The organism is Curtobacterium sp. MEB011 (assembly GCF_030209655.1).
In the GTDB taxonomy this organism is placed as follows: Bacteria; Actinomycetota; Actinomycetes; order Actinomycetales; family Microbacteriaceae; genus Curtobacterium; species Curtobacterium poinsettiae.
The window spans coordinates 153679-171748 of sequence record NZ_JARVRN010000006.1 but is presented as its reverse complement, the minus strand read 5'-3'; the positions used below and the strand labels follow the sequence as shown (position 1 = coordinate 171748).

At 72.6% G+C, this 18070-nt stretch carries 12 protein-coding genes; 7 read left to right on the top strand and 5 right to left on the bottom strand.

Annotated elements, in window-relative coordinates; genetic code table 11:
* The first annotated feature begins 54 nt into the window (after nt 1–54).
* Genes imuA' through QRN30_RS08065 form a run of 3 tightly spaced genes read left to right on the top strand, consistent with a single transcriptional unit; the run spans nt 55 to nt 5964 of the window.
* Nucleotides 55–891: a DnaE2-dependent mutagenesis accessory factor ImuA' gene (gene imuA' / locus QRN30_RS08075; RefSeq protein ID WP_228501128.1), complete on the top strand. Its 837-nt coding sequence runs from the start codon at nt 55–57 to the stop codon at nt 889–891.
* Nucleotides 888–2516, top strand: coding sequence for a DNA polymerase Y family protein (locus QRN30_RS08070; protein ID WP_284760834.1), 1629 nt, complete (start codon nt 888–890; stop codon nt 2514–2516). Before imuA' ends, QRN30_RS08070 begins: the two co-directional genes overlap by 4 nt.
* Nucleotides 2517–2553: 37 nt before the next feature.
* A complete protein-coding gene (locus QRN30_RS08065) occupies nt 2554–5964 on the top strand; it encodes an error-prone DNA polymerase (protein WP_214584632.1) in 3411 nt (1136 codons plus the stop codon).
* Nucleotides 5965–5992: 28 nt separating this feature from the next.
* On the opposite strand, the gene QRN30_RS08060 is transcribed toward QRN30_RS08065, so the two are convergent.
* Nucleotides 5993–7504, bottom strand: a complete 1512-nt coding sequence (locus QRN30_RS08060) for a sensor histidine kinase (protein WP_214584631.1) — start codon at nt 7502–7504, stop codon at nt 5993–5995.
* Nucleotides 7501–8178 carry a response regulator transcription factor gene (locus QRN30_RS08055; RefSeq protein WP_017885962.1) on the bottom strand — a complete coding sequence of 226 codons (678 nt, stop codon included), beginning with the start codon at nt 8176–8178 and terminating at the stop codon, nt 7501–7503. Before QRN30_RS08055 ends, QRN30_RS08060 begins: the two co-directional genes overlap by 4 nt.
* Before the next feature lie 170 nt (nt 8179–8348).
* On the opposite strand from QRN30_RS08055, the gene QRN30_RS08050 reads away from it, so the two are divergent.
* Entirely contained in the window at nt 8349–8681 is a 333-nt protein-coding gene (locus QRN30_RS08050; RefSeq protein ID WP_214584630.1) for a hypothetical protein, read from the top strand.
* Between the two features lie 101 nt (nt 8682–8782).
* Here QRN30_RS08050 and QRN30_RS08045 read toward each other — a convergent pair whose 3' ends face one another.
* Nucleotides 8783–9877 carry an FUSC family protein gene (locus QRN30_RS08045; RefSeq protein WP_082046881.1) on the bottom strand — a complete coding sequence of 365 codons (1095 nt, stop codon included), beginning with the start codon at nt 9875–9877 and terminating at the stop codon, nt 8783–8785.
* Between the two features lie 80 nt (nt 9878–9957).
* Here QRN30_RS08045 and QRN30_RS08040 point away from each other — a divergent pair, with 80 nt between their 5' ends.
* Nucleotides 9958–11202 carry a phosphotransferase enzyme family protein gene (locus QRN30_RS08040; RefSeq protein WP_159557735.1) on the top strand — a complete coding sequence of 415 codons (1245 nt, stop codon included), beginning with the start codon at nt 9958–9960 and terminating at the stop codon, nt 11200–11202.
* Nucleotides 11203–11685: 483 nt separating this feature from the next.
* The gene (locus QRN30_RS08035; protein WP_042538474.1) at nt 11686–13812 is read left to right on the top strand and encodes a DEAD/DEAH box helicase; all 2127 of its coding nucleotides are present in this window, start codon (nt 11686–11688) and stop codon (nt 13810–13812) included.
* 101 nt (nt 13813–13913) lie between these two features.
* Here the strand turns inward: QRN30_RS08035 and QRN30_RS08030 are convergent, their stop codons facing one another.
* A complete protein-coding gene (locus QRN30_RS08030; RefSeq protein WP_027464730.1) occupies nt 13914–14186 on the bottom strand; it encodes a mycoredoxin in 273 nt (90 codons plus the stop codon).
* Between the two features lie 58 nt (nt 14187–14244).
* On the opposite strand from QRN30_RS08030, the gene QRN30_RS08025 reads away from it, so the two are divergent.
* Entirely contained in the window at nt 14245–15774 is a 1530-nt protein-coding gene (locus QRN30_RS08025) for a CYTH domain-containing protein (protein ID WP_284760831.1), read from the top strand.
* Nucleotides 15775–15879: 105 nt separating this feature from the next.
* Here the strand turns inward: QRN30_RS08025 and QRN30_RS08020 are convergent, their stop codons facing one another.
* Nucleotides 15880–18051: a S9 family peptidase gene (locus tag QRN30_RS08020; protein ID WP_194590174.1), complete on the bottom strand. Its 2172-nt coding sequence runs from the start codon at nt 18049–18051 to the stop codon at nt 15880–15882.
* Between the last annotated feature and the right edge of the window lie 19 nt (nt 18052–18070).

Here is an 18070-nt window from a genome sequence, read left to right as displayed (position 1 = left end):
GTGTTCGACACGGACTGTCCACAGATGTCGGACGCGATTGACATCATCGAACACATGTTCGAATATGAGGGCATGCAGACGGCGGCGGCACTCCGGTCGCCCACCCCGGACCGGGGCGGGCGGAGCGGTGCTGCACGCGGCGGCGGTGCGGCCGGTGGCGGTGTGCGTCGCGGGTCCGATCACCTGGGCGACGCGCGGGCCGCGCTCGACCGCATCACGTCCCTGCGGTCCCGGGTGGCCGACATGGAGTCCACCCGGGTCGACACCGCCGGGCTCCCCACCGCCCCGGCGCTCGAACCCCTGCTGCCCGGCGGCGCGATCCGGGTCGGTGGCACCTACGCCGTCCCCGAGTCGGTGCTGCTCGCGATCACGATGCTGCAGGCGGCCTCGGCGGCCGGCGCGTGGTGCGCGGTCGTCGGGGTGCCGTCCTTCGGGATCGAAGCCGCCGCAGCCGCGGGGATCGACCTGGAGCGGCTCGTGCTCGTCCCCGATCCGGGCGACCAGTGGCTCGCCGTGACGGCGGCGATGGCCGACGTCGCGCAGATCGTCCTCACCCGACCGCTCGGCCGGGTCGTGCCGGGCGACGTGGCACGGCTCTCGGCCCGACTGCGACAGCGTGGTGGGGCGCTCGTCGCGCTCGGGTCCTGGCCCGGAGCGGACGTCACGCTGCGGGTCACGTCGTCGACGTGGAGCGGCATCGGACAGGGCCACGGCCACCTGACGGAGCGCCGGGCCACCGTGACCGCGACCGGGCGTGCCGGTGCGGTGCGTCCGGCGACCGCAGAGCTCCTCCTGCCCGCGGCCGACGGCGCGGTCCGGGCCGCGACGCCCGTGCCGACGGTGGGCTCCGGGGACACCCGTGTGCTGCGGCCCGTGGCGGTGGCGTCGTGATCGCCCCGGGGCGCGTCCGGACCGACGCGATCACCCGTGGGGCAGCACTGCCCGAACCACCCCCGACCCGGACCATCGTGCTCTGGTGCCCGGACTGGCCGGTCATCGCGGCTGCTCGGGCCGGTGGGACCCCGCCGGAGCAGCCCCTCGCCCTGACCGCGAAGGGGCTCGTGTTCGCGAGTTCGGCGTCCGCGCGAGAACAGGGCGTCGTGCGGGGACTCCGCGTGCGGGAGGCGCAGGCGCGGTGCCCCGAGCTCCTCGTGCAGCCCTACGACGACGCCCTCGACCACCGCGCGTTCGAGCCCGTCATCCGTGCGGTCGAGGCAGCGGTCCCCGGGGTAGAGGTGCTGCGGCCGGGCACCCTCGCGCTCCGCGCCCGCGGGCCGGCCCGGTACTACGGCGGTGAGCGAGCGGCGGCGGCGACCCTGGCCGGCATCGCGGCCGACCACGGCGCCCCCGCGGTGCGGGCCGGGGTGGCCGACACCCCGTTCGCGGCGGACCAGGCAGCCCGGGCGCGCCCGGTGCGTCCCGGTGAACGCGTGCGGCTCGTGCCCGTCGGGGGATCGGCGGACTTCCTCGCGCACCTGCCGCTCGGCGTGCTCGGCGACCCCGACCTCGCGACGGTGCTCGACCGGCTCGGCATCACCACGCTCGGCGACTTCGCGGCACTCGGCGACGAGCAGGTCCGCGACCGCTTCGGTGTGGCCGGAGCGTTCCTGCACCGGTTGGCCGCGGGCCGAGACCCGCGCGAGATCGCGGCGCGGGAGATCCCACCGGAACTCCGGGTCGAGGCGTCGTTCGAACCCCCGCTGGACCGTGCCGACCAGATCGCGTTCGCGTTCCGACGCTCCGCCGACGACTTCGCCGAGCGACTCCGGGCCGCGGGGCTCGTGGCGACGACCATCCGGGTGGGGATCGTCGACGAGCGTGACATCCTGCTCGAACGGACCTGGGCACACCCGCGCTGGTTCGACGCCGCCGACGTGGTCGACCGGGTGCGGTGGCAGCTCGCCGGCGGGGTGGACCCCAGCGGGCTCGAGGCACCGGTCACCTCGGTCGTGCTCGAGCCGGTCGCCGTCGACGACATGGCGAACCACGAGCGCGGGCTGTGGGGCTCCGGCCCGGACGAGCGCGTGCACCACGGCCTCGCCCGGATCCAGGGCATGGTCGGCCACGACGGTGTGGTGAGTCCGCGCGTCGGCGGTGGCCGCACCCTGTCCGAGCGCGTGGTGCTCGTGCCGTGGGGCGACGCACCCGCGGGTGGTGAGCGCGCCCTGGCGACCGTCCGCGACCGTCCGTGGCCCGGCAAGCTCCCCGGTCCGCCGCCCGCCACCGTGCTCGAGCGCCCCCGACCGGTCGACGTGGTCGCTGCCGGTGGTGCGAGCGTCGACGTCGACGAGCGCGGCGTGCTGTCCGGCGCTCCCGAACGGTTCCGTGCCGAGGGCGACCGGGGCGGCGGCTTCTCTGCCGTGACGGCCTGGGCGGGTCCGTGGCCACTCGTCGTCCGGTGGTGGGAGTCCGGCGGCCGACGCCTGCACCGGCTGCAGCTCGTCGACGCCGAGGGGCGTGCCTGGTACCTGATGCTCGCGGACCACCGCTGGTGGGCGGAGGCGATCGCGACGTGACCCCGACCCCCACCACCACCAACAGGAGCGTGTCCTGATGGGCTACAGCAACCCACCCGTCCCGTGGTCGCAGTTCGAGCGCGCGCTGTCCGACAAACGGAGCCCGGGCACCGCGCACGACGGCGACGGCGGCGACAGCCCGGCGTGGTCGCGGAAGCGCGAGCCGTACGTCCCGTCGCCGATCGACACCGACGGCGGCCCGGTCGTGCCGTACGCCGAACTGCACGCGCACTCGGCCTTCAGCTTCCTCGACGGCGCCAGTCAGCCCGAGCACCTGTTCGAAGAAGCCGCCCGGCTCCGGCTGCACGCCCTCGCGCTCACCGACCACGACGGCTTCTACGGGGCAGCCCGGATGGCCGAGGTCGCCGAGTCCTACCCGCAGGTGGGCACCGTCTTCGGCACCGAGCTGTCCCTGGGGCTGACCGAACCGCAGAACGGTGTGCCCGACCCCGAGGGCTCGCACCTGCTCCTGCTCGCCGACGGGCAGGACGGCTACCACCGCTTGGCCGGCGCGGTCACGAGCGCGCACCTGGCCGCCGGATCCGAGAAGGGCAGCCCGCAGTACGACCTCGACGACCTCGCCGCACGCGCGGACGGCCACTGGCGTGTCCTGACCGGGTGCCGGAAGGGCACCGTGCGGCAGGCCCTCGAGCAGGGTGGGGAATCCGCCGCCCACACCGCGCTCCGGGTGCTGCTCGACCGGTTCGGCAGCCGCAACGTCGTGGTGGAGCTGCTCGACCACGGCGACCCGCTCGACAGCGCCCGCAACGACGCCCTGGCCGCCCTGGCCACGAAGCACGCACTGCCCCTGGTCGCCACCGGCAACGTGCACTACGCCACCCCGGACCGGTTCCCGGTGGCCACCGCGCTCGCGGCGGTCCGTGCCCGCCGCAGCCTCGACGAGATCGACGGCTGGCTGCCCGCAGCCGACACCGCCCACCTGCGCTCCGGCGCCGAGATGGCCAGACGGTTCGGGCGCTACCCCGGCGCGGTCGAACGGACCGTGGAGCTCGCCGACGAACTCGGGTTCCGGCTGAAGACGGTCAAGCCCGGGCTGCCCGACCTCGACGTCCCGGACGGACACACCGCGATGTCGTGGCTGCGCGAGCTCACCTGGACCGGTGCCCGGCGGTTCTACCCGGGCAGCGCCGACGGCGTCGAGCCCCGCAAGCGGGAGCGCATCGAACGCGAGCTGTCCGTGATCGAGGAGAAGAACTTCCCCGGGTACTTCCTGATCGTGCGCGACATGGTGCAGTACGCCCGCGGCCGGGGCATCCTCTGTCAGGGGCGGGGTTCGGCGGCGAACTCGGCGGTCTGCTACCTGCTCGAGATCACCGCGGTGGACTCGATCCGCTACGGGCTGCCGTTCGAGCGGTTCCTGTCGGCGATGCGCGACGAGGAGCCCGACATCGACGTCGACTTCGACTCGGACCGCCGCGAAGAGGTGATCCAGTACGTCTACGCCAAGTACGGCCGGCACAACGCCGCCCAGGTCGCGAACGTGATCACCTACCGGCCCAAGGGCGCGGTGCGCGACATGGCGAAGGCGCTCGGCCACAGCCCCGGACAGCAGGACGCCTGGTCGAAGCAGGTCGAACGGTGGGGTTCGGTGACCGAGAGCCAGGACCACGACATCCCACCGGCGGTCGTCGGACTCGCGAGCGACGTCCTCGGGTTCCCGCGGCACCTCGGCATCCACTCCGGCGGCATGGTGCTGACCGACCGCCCGGTGGGCGAGGTCGTGCCGATCGAACACGCCCGGATGGACGGCCGCACCGTGCTGCAGTGGGACAAGGACGACTGCGCCTACATGGGGCTCGTGAAGTTCGACATGCTCGGGCTCGGCATGCTCGCCGCGTTGCAGTACTCGTTCGACCTGGCGGCAGAGCACTGCGGTGAGCGCTGGGAGATGCACTCCATCCCGAAGGAGGAACAGGGTGTCTACGACCAGCTCTGCCGCGCGGACACGATCGGGGTGTTCCAGGTGGAGTCCCGCGCGCAGATGGGCACCCTGCCCCGACTGCTCCCACGGCGGTTCTACGACCTGGTGATCGAGGTCGCACTCGTCCGCCCCGGGCCGATCCAGGGCGGCGCAGTGCACCCGTACATCCGACGGCGCACCGGCGAGGAACCGATCACCTACATGCACCCGGCGCTCGAACCCGTGCTCGAACGCACCCTCGGGGTCCCGCTGTTCCAGGAACAACTCATGCAGATGGCGATCGCGGTCGGCAACTGCTCCGGGGACGACGCCGACCTGCTGCGGCGGGCGATGGGGTCGAAGCGCGGACACGAGAAGATCGACCGGCTGCGGGACAAGCTCTACGCGGGGATGGCGGACAACGGCATCCACGGCGCCGACGCCGACGCGATCTACGCGAAGATCCAGGCCTTCGCGAACTTCGGCTTCGCGGAGAGCCACTCGATCAGCTTCGCCCTCATCGTCTACGCGAGCGCGTGGATGCGGCTGCACTACCCGGGGGCGTTCCTGGCAGCGCTGCTCCGGGCGCAGCCGATGGGGTTCTACTCACCGCAGACCCTGGTCGCCGACGCCCGGCGGCACGGTGTCCGCGTGCTGCGACCGGACATCCTGCGGTCCGGGGTGGACGCCACGCTCGAACCGCTGCCGGACGGGGACGCCCCGGTCGGTGCCGACGCCTGCCTGGCTGCCGAGCAGCCCCCGGTACTGCCGTTCGACAAGGCGCTCCCCGACGACACCGCGAGCCACCGTCGCGACGGTGCCTTCGCCGTGCGGCTCGGGCTCGCCGAGGTCGCGTCGCTCAGCCGGAAGAGCGCCGAGAAGATCGTCGCCGAGCGGGACGCCAACGGCCCCTTCCGCGACATGTCGGACCTGGCCCGCCGGGTCGGACTCACGACGCCGCAGCTCGAGGCCCTCGCTGCCGCCGACGCCTTCGCCCCGTTCGACATCGACCGCCGCGGTGCGATGTGGTCGGCTGCGCAGGCCGCGGCCGAGCGTCCGGACCAGCTGCCGGACACGCAGGTGTTCGTGCAGCCGCCGTTGTTCGGTCAGATGACGAGCGGGGACGTGCTCATCGCGGACATGTGGTCGACGGGCATGACGACCGACGACCACCCCGTCCGGCACGTGCGCGACCGGCTCGCAGCCCGCCGGGTGCTCAGCGTGCAGGACACCGCGACCGCCGAGACCGGACGACGGGTCGAGGTCGGCGGGATCGTGACGCACCGGCAGCGTCCGGCGACCGCGTCCGGCATCACGTTCCTGAACGTCGAGGACGAGACCGGGCTGGTCAACGTCATCTGCAGCGTCGGGGTGTGGGGGCGCTACCGCCGGGTGGCGCGGGAGTCCCCGGCGGTGATCGTCCGGGGCATCCTCGAGCGGTCACCCGACGGCGTGGTCAACCTGGTGGCGGACCGCATCGAGCACCTGTCGCTGTCCGTCCGCACCCGGTCGCGCGACTTCCAGTGAGCGGTCCTGCGCCGGTGATCGGTCGAGCTCAGCGCACCTCGGGCAGGGTGATCGTGACCTCGAGCCCACCGGCGGGCACGTTGCGGAGCGACGCCGTGCCCCCGGCGCGTTCCGCCACCGCGCGGACGATCGCGAGTCCCAGACCGGAGCCGCCCGGCAGGGCGCCGGCGCCCGTGGAGGGGTCGGGGTTCGGGCGGGACGTCCGTGCCTCGTCCGGACGCGTGAACCGGTCGAAGGCCACGGGGATGAACGACTCGGGTACACCGGGGCCGTCGTCGGTGATCTGCAGCACGCCCTGGCCGCCGGTGCTCCGCCAGGACACGAAGATGCCGCCACCGCGGGGGAGTGCGGCCACGGCGTTGCCCGCGATGTTCGTGACGAGCTGGGCCATCCCACCCGTGTCGATCCGGTAGCGCGGTTCCACGGTGCCGCCGCCGATGCCCGGGCCGGACCCGCCGACGGCGACCGGCGGCTCCAGGTCGAAGTCGACGGTGACGTCCTTCGCCGACGCGATGAGCCGGACGCGGTCGACCGCTGCCATCACCTCGTCGCCGAGGTCCGACCAGGCGGTCTCCGGCCGTCGGTCGCCGTCCTGTTCACGTTGCTCAGACTCCTCGATCCGCGACAGTGCGAGCAGGTCGTTGGCGAGCCGGGACAACCGCGCGACGCTGTGCTTGGCGCGTTCGATGTGGGCGGCGAGGGCGGCGGCGTCGTTGCCGTCGAGCGAGGCGAGGTCGAGCTGGGTCGTCAGGATGGCCAGGGGCGTCCGGAGCTCGTGGCTGGCGTCCGACACCATCTGGCGTTCACGCTCGGTCGCCTGCCGGGTCCGGGCCAGGAAGGCGTTGAGCGTCGTCGCCAGGGATGCCAGCTCGTCCCGGGCGGGGCCCACCGGCAGTTCGGCGCGCTCCGGGGCGACGGAGAGCCGTTCGGCCTCGCGGCGCATCCGGTTCACCGGACGCAACGCGGTGGTCGCGAGCACCCAGGACGCCACGCCGAAGGCGAGCAGGATCGCCAGGCCGGTCAACGACAGGGTCGTCGTGAGGTCGTCGACGACGATGGCCTCGGCCTGCGAGTTACGGGCGGCGACGACCGTCCACCGGCCGGCCTCGTTGACGGGGTGCTCCACGACGACGCGGTACTCCGAGCCGGATGCCGTGATGATCGAGGTGCCGGCAGGGGTGGACCGCAGACTGCCGAGCGCCTGCTCGACGCGGTCCGGCATCGTCGAGAGCACGATCTCGCCGGACGGGGACACGACGGCGACGAGCTGCGCGTTGCCCGGTGACGACAGGTCGGGGTCGCTGTCGACCTCGAGCGTGGCGACGTAGGGGTCGGCATCGGCGTCGAGCAGCGTGCGGGTCGCACTCGCGACGACGCTCACCACCTGGAACCGCATCACCAGGACGAGCAGCAGGATCACGATCGCCGCGATCGCCGTCGAACCGATCGTGATCCGGGCACGCAGCGACAGCAGACCCAGCGGCCGGATCGGACCACCGCGTCGGTGGTCCGATCGTGGGGCGTCGTCGGCCCCGCTCACGCCCCGAGCAGATCCAGGCGGTACCCGCGACCGCGGACCGTGGCGATGGCGACGGTGGCCTCGTGCGCGGTGAGCTTCTTGCGGAGGTACGAGATGTACTGCTCGACCACGTTCGGGTCGACGTGCTGCGAACCGTCCCAGACCTCTTCGAGGATCTTCGGGCGGTCGACGACACTGCCGGCGGACCGGGCGAGCAGGCGGAGCAGGGCGAACTCCGTGGGGCTCACGGCGACGCGCTGGCCCTTGATCGAGATGCGGCGTGCCTCGGAGTCGATGGAGACGTCGCCGACCTCGATCGTGCGGGGAGCCCCGGCGGACTCACGACGGCCGAGCGCACGCAGCCGAGCGGTGAGCTCGGCGAAGGCGAAGGGCTTGGTGAGGTAGTCGTCCGCACCGGCGTCGAGCCCGAACACACGGTCATCCACGGCGTCGCGCGCCGTCACGAGCAGGATCCGCACGGGGTCCTCGCGCTCACGGATCCGCCGGGCGAGCTCGAAGCCGGACATGCCGGGCATCATCACGTCCACGACCGCAAGGTCGAACGCCTGCTCGCCGAGCGCGATGAGCGCCTCGACACCGTTCTCGACCGCCGTCACGCGGTACCCCTCGGCCGCGAGTCCGCGCTCCATCAGGGCCCGCATCTCGTCGTCGTCCTCGACCACCAACAGCCGCATAGTGGACCTCCTCGGACCCATCGTGGCATCGAACCGTCGCCGAGGGCCGTTCTCAGGCCGAACTCGCTGAATCTCGTCACAGGACAGGGCGGAACGGTCTGTCCCACGTTCTAGGGACGTGAGCGTCGCTTGCTTCGTTGCTAGGCTCCGGCAGCGGACAGCGCGACCCGATGCGCCGCCCGCACTGGGGGATCATGAACGACTCGATCGACCACCCGGCAATCGTGCGCCTGCGCGCCGAACTGGACGCCGCGTGGAAGGGGATCGGCACGCTCGCACAGCTGGAGGACGTACCGCGCGATCGCGTGGTCGCAGAGCTGCGGACGGCGGTGCCGGACGTGGCGAGCCGTGCCGCACGCGAGGTCGGCATCGAGGTCGTCGTCGCCGAGATCAACCGGTACGCCGACACCGGGGTCCCCGGTGCGACCGACGTCGTGCCGACCGAGGTGATCTGGTCCGACGTGGTGCGGACGGCGTCGGAGGCGGCCTGCGCGGCACGCTGAGGTGGACCCGGCACAACGCCTGCGCGGCACGCTGAGGTGGACCCGGCACAACGCCTGCGCGGCACGCTGAGCAGACCCGGCACCGCGCGAACGCGACGCGCCTAGTCGTCCTCGCCGAGCAGTTCCCCGCGCACCCGTCGGATGTCCTCGAGCAGCGCCCCGATGAGCACCCAGTGCCGGGAGTTCGGACGCACCACCTCGAGTGGCGCGGTGAGTGCCGGCTCCGAGGCCTCCGCCCACGGCTCGGCGTCCGGTCCGAGCGCAGCAGCGTCCGCCCCACCGGCCCCGGGTGCCGGGTCGAGCCGCGTCGACTCGACCCGCGCACTGAGCGCCCGCACGTCCGCCCCGATCCGCGCCACCTCGGTCGCGATGCCGTGCACCACCGGATCGTCCCGCAGGTCCGGGGCGGTGTTGTCGCGGATCGCCCGGGTCATGCCGGTGACCCGGGTCACCAGGATGCGCAGGTGGTCGGTGACCACCACGTCGCGGTCGAGGATCGTCCGGTGCCGGCCGCTGCGCGGGTTCATCGTCAGGGACTCGCGGGCCGACCCCAGGGACGCCTCGGCCTTGGCGTGCTGCTGCCGGAGGGCCCGGGCCGCGACGAGGGCCTCGTCCCAGCGTGCGCGGTCCCACCCCTCGGTCAGGCCGATCGCGATCCGCTCGAACGCCACCGCGGTGTCGCGGGCGAGCCGGGCGACGGCGAGGTGCGCCGGCTCGAGCAGGACGGGCGGCACGATGAGCGCGTTCACGACCAGGGCGACGATCGCACCGATCACGGTCTCGAGGATCCGGTCGGCGGAGTAGTTCGGCGTCACGACCCCGGCGGTGAGCACGAGCATCCCGCTGATCCCCACCTGGGTGGCCGAGGTCGGCGTGAGCCGGAGCGCCCACGCGATCAGGATCGCGAGCACGATGACGAGCAGCACCACGAACACGCCGTCGCCGAGCAGCAGGTGGAACCCGGTGGCCAGCACGACGCCGATGACGACGCCCGCGCTCCGCTCGAGCCCCTTCACGAACGACTGGTTGATGCTCGGCTGCACCACGAGCAGGGCCGCGATGGCCGCGAAGGTGGGGAACGGCCCCTGGATCACCAGACGGCAGAGGAGCACGGCGGCCACCACCGCGACGGCGGTCTTCACGACCTGCAGGAACGGCGTGCGACTGGAGCTGCGGAGACGCGCGACCGGGTTCACACCGACCACGGTAGCCACCGGCCGCGCGCCGAGCCGTGCACGAACGCGACGAAACCCGTGCGACGCGGTTGACTGATGTCGTGTGGCCCAACCATGAGCGCGTCATCCCGCAGGCCTTCGCCGGCTCCGGGACCTCCGTGGTGGCCGCTCGGGCGCACTCCGTCGAACCGTCGGGCAACGGCTACCTGTACGGCTACGAGGTCGACACACTGGACCGCAACGGCCAGCGCGCCACGGTCCTGACCTACGTCGACACCGGCGGCACCCACGACCAGAACAGCGCCATCGTCACGGACCCGGGGACGGGCGAACCGGTGTCGGTCTGGGCGTACCCGAACGACCCAGGCCTGCCGGTGCTGCCGCAGGTCACCTACCGCGATGCCGTCGCCGAGCTGCTGACCACCCTCGGCATGCCCGTCACCGACCCGGTGCTCACCGTCGCCGCGTACCGGCCCGGCAAACGTGCGGTGGTGCGCGTCGACGCCCCCGAGCGCACCCTGTTCCTGAAGATCGTCCGTCCGCACCGGGTCGCGCCGATCGTGCAGTCGCACGAGCAGTTCGTCGCTGCCGGTCTGCCGGTGCCGCGCGTGCTGTCCAGCCGTGGCGACGGCCTGCTCGTGCTCGAGCGCATCCGCGGCGTGCCGGCCGGCAGCCGCATCCTCGACATCGCCGACGACCCGCGCTTCGTGGCGTCGCTCGCGGCGTTGAGCGGCCGCGTCGCCACCGTGCCGATGACCCAGCAGGCCCGTGCCGACGCGATGGACCACGCCGACTGGCACCGTCGCACGCTCATCGCCGCCCTGCCGCGCGACGCCGAGGAGATCGACCGCCTGTACGACGCCATCGGCCGCCGTTCCATCGGTTGGTCGAGCTCGACCAAGCAGGTCGTGCACGGCGACCTGCACCTGGAGCAGGTGTTCGTCGACGAGGACGAGCCGTGGCGCATCTCGGGCCTGCTCGACATCGACACCGCGGGCTGGGGGTTCCCGGTCCGTGACGTCGGAGCCGTCGTCGCCCACCTCGTGGTGACCGGGCTGTGGCACCGGTCCCGAGGTGACGCGGAGCGCGGCGCCGCCGCCGAGCGCCTCGCGGACGCGATCGCCCGCGACTGGGTCGCGCGCAACCCGCGCGAGACCGACCGCATCGGGCCCGCCATCGGCGCGCAGCTGCTCGCCCACGCCGGCGGCCAGGCGACCACCGGTTCCGCCAACGGGATCCAGACCGCCCAGCAGCTCCTCGCCGCGACGCAGGCCGCCCTGGCGGACGCGGCCCCGAGCCTCCCGACCGGCGCATCGACCCGCCCGCGGTCCGCACCGCAGGCCTGACGGCTCGCAGCCCCGTCGCTTCGGCGGTTTGGAGGCGACTGCAGGACGGACGGGAGGCGCGGGTCGGGCCCGCAACGGGCCTCCCGTCCGCCGTCGCGACGCGCGCGGGCAACGCGGCGGTCGCCTCCGTCGGTGGTCCGGGAGTAAACTGAGCGCGCACGCACCGTGTTCCCGCGTGCCGCGTCGATTCCGGACGCAGCCGTCGATCACTTGATCGACGCGGGGACCGGGCCGTGAGCGCCCCGAGGGGGCACCACGTGCGTGTGACGACGCCGGATCCCGGCGCGGACCGTCCGAACCTGCTCCCGGCAGGTGCTCGTGTGGAACGGCTCGCGGGAGTCCACCGGACGTCCCGATGCGGGGACCGGCGATGCGGTGGGCCACGGTGGCCCGCGGCCGAACCGGAGCCGCGCCAGGCCCCGGTGCAGGACTTCCCGCCCCACGGGCGGATCGCCCCGACGTGTGGGCGGAACAGGAGGAGCGTTGGCTCGATCAGGCACCCGGCGTGCTGCCGGCGGGACGCGGACCGCGTCACGTCGCACCAGGCCGCTGGACAACGACGGCGTCATCCCCGTCCTCGCCCGCGCTGTGCGCGAGGTCGAGGCCGCGGCGCAGCGCGGACCACTCAAGGCGTCGAACCGGACGAAGTTCCAGGCGGTCGCCCTGCTGATGCGCGAAGAGCGCGCGCGGGTGAAGGCCGACACGGAGCTCACCGACGCGCAGCGCGCCGAACAGCTCAAGCGGCTCGACGGCGTGGCCACGATCCTGGCGAAGACGGCGGCGCGGGACACCAGCGTCATCCAGCTCCTCGCCGAAGAGGTGCAGGTGCCCGAGGCGACGCGCGCGGTCAAGCGCGACATGATGATCGCCGGTGGCGTCGAGCTCCAGCCGGAGGACCTCGTCATCGCGTCCGAGCCCGCCGCGGTGGTCGAGACCCCGGTGCGTGCCGTCGTGCCGCAGTCCGTCGTCCAGCGCCAGCTCGCGAACCCGTTCATGCCGCCGGACTTCGCCCTCGCCGACCAGCCCGTCGCGCACCCGCGCCGCCTGGCGAACTGGGAACTGTTCGGACCGCTGTTCAAGTCGTTCGAGTACGGCGCGGGCGGCGGAGCGGCGACGATGCCGCTGCCGGAGCCCCCGACGCTGCACTCGCGCTCGGGCACCACGCTCATGAAGCACCAGGCGGAGCTCATCACCGCCGCAGCGCAGGGGCACCGTACCTTCCTGCTCGCCGACGAACCCGGCCTCGGCAAGACCGCGCAGTCGCTGCTCGCCGCCGACGCCGCGAACGCGTTCCCGCTGCTCGTCGTCGTGCCGAACGTCGTCAAGACGAACTGGGCACGTGAGGCCGAGCGCTGGGTGCCGAACCGCCGCGCCACGGTGATCCACGGGGACGGCAACGACCTCGACGGGTTCGCCGACATCGTCATCGTGAACTACGAGATCCTCGACCGGCACGCCGGGTGGCTCGGCAACTTCGGGTTCAAGGGGATGGTCGTCGACGAGGCGCACTTCATCAAGAACAAGGACTCGCAGCGCGCCCGGTTCGTGCTGCAGATCGCCGAGCGCATCCGGCAGCGCACCGCCACCCCGCTGCTCATGGCGCTGACCGGTACCCCGCTCATCAACTCGGTCGAGGACTTCCGCACCATCTGGGAGTACCTCGGATGGATCGACGACAAGAAGCCGCGCGCCAAGCTCATGAACGAGCTCGAGGAGATCGGCCTGACGCCGGCCGACCCCGGGTTCTTCGTCGAGGCCCGCCGTGCCGTCATCGACCAGGGCATCGTCCGACGCCGCAAGGTCGACGTCGCCGCGGACATCCCCGCACGCCGGATCGCCGACATCCCCGTCGAGCTCGACGGCGACGAGGGCCGCTCCATCCGCGACGCCGAGCGCGAGCTCACCGCGAAGCTGGTCCGCCGGTACCACCAGGCGCTCGACGCCCGCACCGGGCAGGACCCGGTCGTCGGCATCGACCACAAGCTGGTCCGCCAGGTCGCGCGCTGGGAGCTCGAGGACCAGGACGCCTCGTCGACCGGCGAGAACGTGTTCTCGATGGTCCGCCGCATCGGCCGGGCCAAGGCCCAGCTCGCGGCCGACTACGCCGCGCAGCTCGCCTCGAACGTCGGCAAGGTCGTGTTCTTCGCGAAGCACCTCGACGTGATGGACCAGGCGGAAGAGGTGTTCGCCCGTCGTGGGCTGCGCACCGCCACGATCCGCGGCGACCAGACCCCCACGCAGCGCACGGCCGAGATCGACTCGTTCGTGAACGACCCCGACGTCGCCGTCATCGTCTGCTCGCTGACCGCGGCCGGCGTCGGCCTGAACCTGCAGGTGTCGTCGAACGTCGTGCTCGCCGAGCTGTCGTGGACGAGCGCCGAGCAGACCCAGGCGATCGACCGCGTGCACCGCATCGGACAGGAAGAGCCCGTCACCGCGTGGCGCATCATCGCCGCGCAGACGATCGACACCAAGATCGCCGAGCTCATCGACTCGAAGGCGTCCCTGGCCGCCCGTGCGCTCGACGGTTCGGACGAAGCGGTCGTCGACTCCGGCGACATCCAGCTCGACGCGATGGCCGCGCTGCTGACCGAGGCGCTCGGCGGCTAGCACAGGCGCGTCCGGACAGCAAAACACCGGTGTTTGCACTCTGAACCGCGTCATGCGCGTGTTCGGAGCGTGAACGCCGGTGTCTTGCGAGGCGCCGCCGCTCAGATGCGGGACTGCACCTCGGCCAGGGACGGGTTCGTCGCCGTCGTGCCGTCGGGGAACACCAGCGTCGGCACGGTCTGGTTGCCGCCGTTGACCTCGGCGACGAGTTCCGCGGTACCGGGGGTCTGCTCGATGTCGACCTCGGTGAAGGGGACCCCGGCCTTGGACATCTGGTTCTTCAGCCGGGCGCAGTAGCCGCACCACGTGGTGGTGAACATCGTGACGCCGCCGGCTTCGGGCGTGAACTGCTCGCGGGTGATCGTGTCGCTCATCCCTGCAGGCTAACCCCGGGTGCGGGGAATCCGCGCAGTGCCTGGTAGACAAGACCGTGTGAGCCACACGCACCTCGAGATCGAGCGCACCTACGACCTGCCCGAGGGCGGTGCCCTCCCCGACCTCGTCGGCGCGGGCGGCATCCTCCGCACCGAGCACCAGGAGCCGTTCGAACTGGACGCGACCTACTGGGACACCGAGCGGTACGACCTGGTGGCCGCGCGGGTGACGGTCCGCCGTCGCACCGGTGGCCCCGACGCCGGTTGGCACATCAAGCGCTCCGAGTCGGACACGGTCCGCCACGAGCAGCAGTTCCCCCTGACCGACGACGCCGACTCGGTGCCCGACGAGGTCCTCGCCGCACTCTTCACCGAGCGTCGCGGCCGCGGGCTGCGTCCGGTCGTCCGGATCACCACCACCCGGACCGTCACCCGACTGCTCGACGAGGACGGCGACCAGATCGCCGAGCTCGCCGACGACCAGGTCACCGCCCAGCGCCTCGACGACGACGCCCCGGAGACCCCGCGCACCTGGCGTGAGGTCGAGGTCGAGACCGTCGACGGCGTCGACCCGCAGATCGCCCACGAGCTGTTCGCGGCCCTCGACGGACGCTTCGCGGCCGTCGGCGCCGGCCCCGCCGCAGTCGCGTCCAAGCTGGCACGCGGGCTGGCAGGAGCACCGGCACCGCGCCTCCAGACCGAGGAGAAGCCGGCCAAGGGCACGACCGCACGCATCCTGGCGAAGCGGGTGCGCAAGCTGCGCATCGCGCTGCTCGGCCAGGAGGCCCGGCTCCGCTCCGGCGACACGGCCGACCTCCGGCAAGCGGCCGACACCACCCTCGAGATCGCCGCGATCCTGGGCGCCTACCGCCCGGCGTTCCGCGACGGCGAGGCCGTCGACCGCGCCGCCGAGGCGGCGGACGGCCTGGCGGGCGTCACCGCCCGTGCGGCGCTGGCCGAGTACCTGATCGACCGGCTGCCGCGGGCGTCGTCGCCGGCGCAGGACGACCTGGTCGACGCGTTGACCCGTGAGCGGATCCTGGCCTCGACCCGTGAGCGTCGCGACCAGGCGGTGCGCGACGTCGTCGCGTTCCTGCACGGCGAGCCGTTCCTCGAGCTGCTCGACGCCCTCGACGACGCAGCCGAGCGTCCGGTGCCGACCGCGTGGTCGCTCCGCTCGCCGAAGCAGGTCGCCCAGGACGTCGGCGCCGACGTGAAGCCGCGCGTGCGCGAGCTCGTCCGGGCCGCCGTGGCCGACGACACCTCGGACACCGCCGCCGAGCGGGAGGCCGCCGACCGGAGCACCACCGAGGCCGCGTGGCAGGAGACGATGCGGGCCCGGATGGCGATGGACGTGCTCGGCGACGACGCGTTCCCGCACGCGCTGTGGAAGCGGATCGGCACCGCCGCCGACGTGCTGACGGAGCGAGTGCGGTCGCTGCACGCCCTCGACATCCTGCGGGCGAACGCGGCGATCGCGGAGCGTGGCGGTGAGGGCACGTTCGGGTACGGGGTGCTCGCGGGGGACCGGGTGCGCCTGGCCGAGGAGTCCTACGACGAGGCGGTGCACGCGCTCAACCGCGTGTGAGCGGAGTGCGCGCGTTGCGTGCGCCGCTGTTCGCTTGGTGAGCAGAAGAGGTCGGGTCCCGCGTTCGGACCCGACCTCTTCTGCTCACGAAGTGCGCGGCGCTGCTCAGCCCGCGGCGATCGGGGTGGCGGTCGCCGCGGCGGGCGTCTCGTCGGCGAGCCCGAGCACGTCGAGCAGCCAGGCGAGTTCGAACGCCCGCTCCTTCCACGACGCGTAGCGACCGCTGACACCACCGTGGCCGGCGGACATCTCGGTCTTCAGCAGCACGGGCGCGCCGACCTCGCGGAGCTTCGCGGTCCACTTCGCGGGCTCGACGTAGAGCACGCGGGTGTCGTTGATCGAGGTCACGGCGAGGATCTGCGGGTACTGGACGTCGTCGCGGACGTTCTCGTACGGCGTGTACTCGCTCATGTAGCGGTAGACCTCGGCGTCGTGCAGCGGGTCGCCCCACTCGTCCCACTCGATGACGGTGAGGGGCAGGTCCGGGTCGAGGATGCTCGTCAGCGCGTCGACGAACGGCACGGCCGCCAGGATGCCGGCGAACCGTTCGGGTGCGAGGTTCGCGACGGCGCCCATCAGGAGCCCACCCGCACTGCCGCCCTCGGCCACGAGCCGGTCGGCGCTCGTCCGGCCGGACTCGATCAGGTGCTCGGCGACCGCGACGAAGTCGGTGAAGGTGTTCTTCTTCGTCAGGGTCTTGCCGTTCTCGTACCAGTGCCGGCCGAGTTCACCGCCACCACGGACGTGCGCGACCGCGAAGACGACACCGCGGTCGAGCATCGACAGGCGCATGACGCTGAAGCCGGGGTCGATCGAGTGTTCGTACGAGCCGTAGCCGTACAGGTGCAGCGGCGACGGCGAGTCCTGGTCGACGGCGTCACGGCGCCAGACGAGCGAGATCGGCACGCGGGTGCCGTCGGCCGCGGTGGCCCAGTCGCGTTCCTGCACGTAGTCGGCCGGGTCGTAGCCACCGAGCACGGGCTGGCGCTTCAGGACGGTGACCTCGCCGGTGGCCAGGTCGAGGTCGCTGACCTCGGAGGGGGTGACGAACGACGTGTACCCGATGCGGAGTGTCGGCTGCTCCCACTCCGGGTTGCCGCCGAGCCCCGCGGAGAACAGGGCTTCGTCGAAGGGGACCTCGTGCGCGTCGCCGTAGCCGTCGCCCTCGATCGGGATGATCGCGACGCGGGGGAGCGCCTCGGACCGGTACTCCAGCGCGAGGTGCCCGGCGAAGGCGTCGACCGACTCGATGCGGCGCTCGGTGTGGTGCGCCACGACGACGCGGCGGTCACGCTCGGACGTCGGGTCGTCGGCGGGGACGTCGACGAGCTCGAAGTTCTCGGCGCCGTCGTTGTGCAGCACCAGGAACCGGTCGCTGCCACCGACGATGGCGTGCTCGATCTCGTACTCGACGCCCTCGCGGCGGGGCCAGACGACCTGGAACTCACCGGTCGGGTCCGCAGCATCGAGGACGTGCGCTTCGGACGTGATCTTCGAGCCGAGCTCGATGACGATGTACTGCGACGAGCGGGTGACGCCGACGCCGACCCAGTAGCGGTCGTCGGGTTCCTCGAACACCAGGACGTCCTCGGACGCCGCGGTGCCGACGGTGTGCCGCCAGATCTTGTCCGGACGCCAGGACTCGTCGACCGTGGGGTAGAAGACGTAGCGGCCCGCCGGGTCGAACGTGGCGCCGGCCCCGGTGTTCGGGATGGCGTCGCCGAGGTCGGTCCCCGACGCCAGGTCGCGCACGTGCAGGGTGTACCGCTCGTCGCCCTCGACGTCGATGCCGTACACCAGGCGGGTGCCGTCGTCGCTGATGTCGTAGGTCCCGAGGGAGAAGAACTCGTGGCCGTCAGCCAGGGCGTTGCCGTCGAGCACCACCTGCTCACCGGGCAGGGTGGACTCGCCCTCGACCACGGCGGGCGGCGTCCAGTCGTCGGGGCCCGCAACGGGCACGCGGCAGTGCACGCCGTACTGGCTGCCCTCGGCGGTGCGGGTGAAGTACCACCAGTCGCCCATGCGCACCGGTACCGAGAGGTCGGTCTCCTGCACGCGGCTCTTCACCTCGGCGAAGATGCGGTCCCGCAGCGGCGCGAGGTGCGCGGTCGCGGCGTCGGTGTGGGCGTTCTCGGCTTCGAGGTACGCCAGGGTGTCGGGGGATTCCTTGTCCCGCAGCCACTCGTAGTCGTCGACGAAGTCGATGCCGTGGTGGGTCCGTGTCACGGGCCGCTTGGCGGCGCTGGGCGGGGTGGATGCGGTGTGCTCGTTGCTCACCGTCCCACCCTATTCGCCC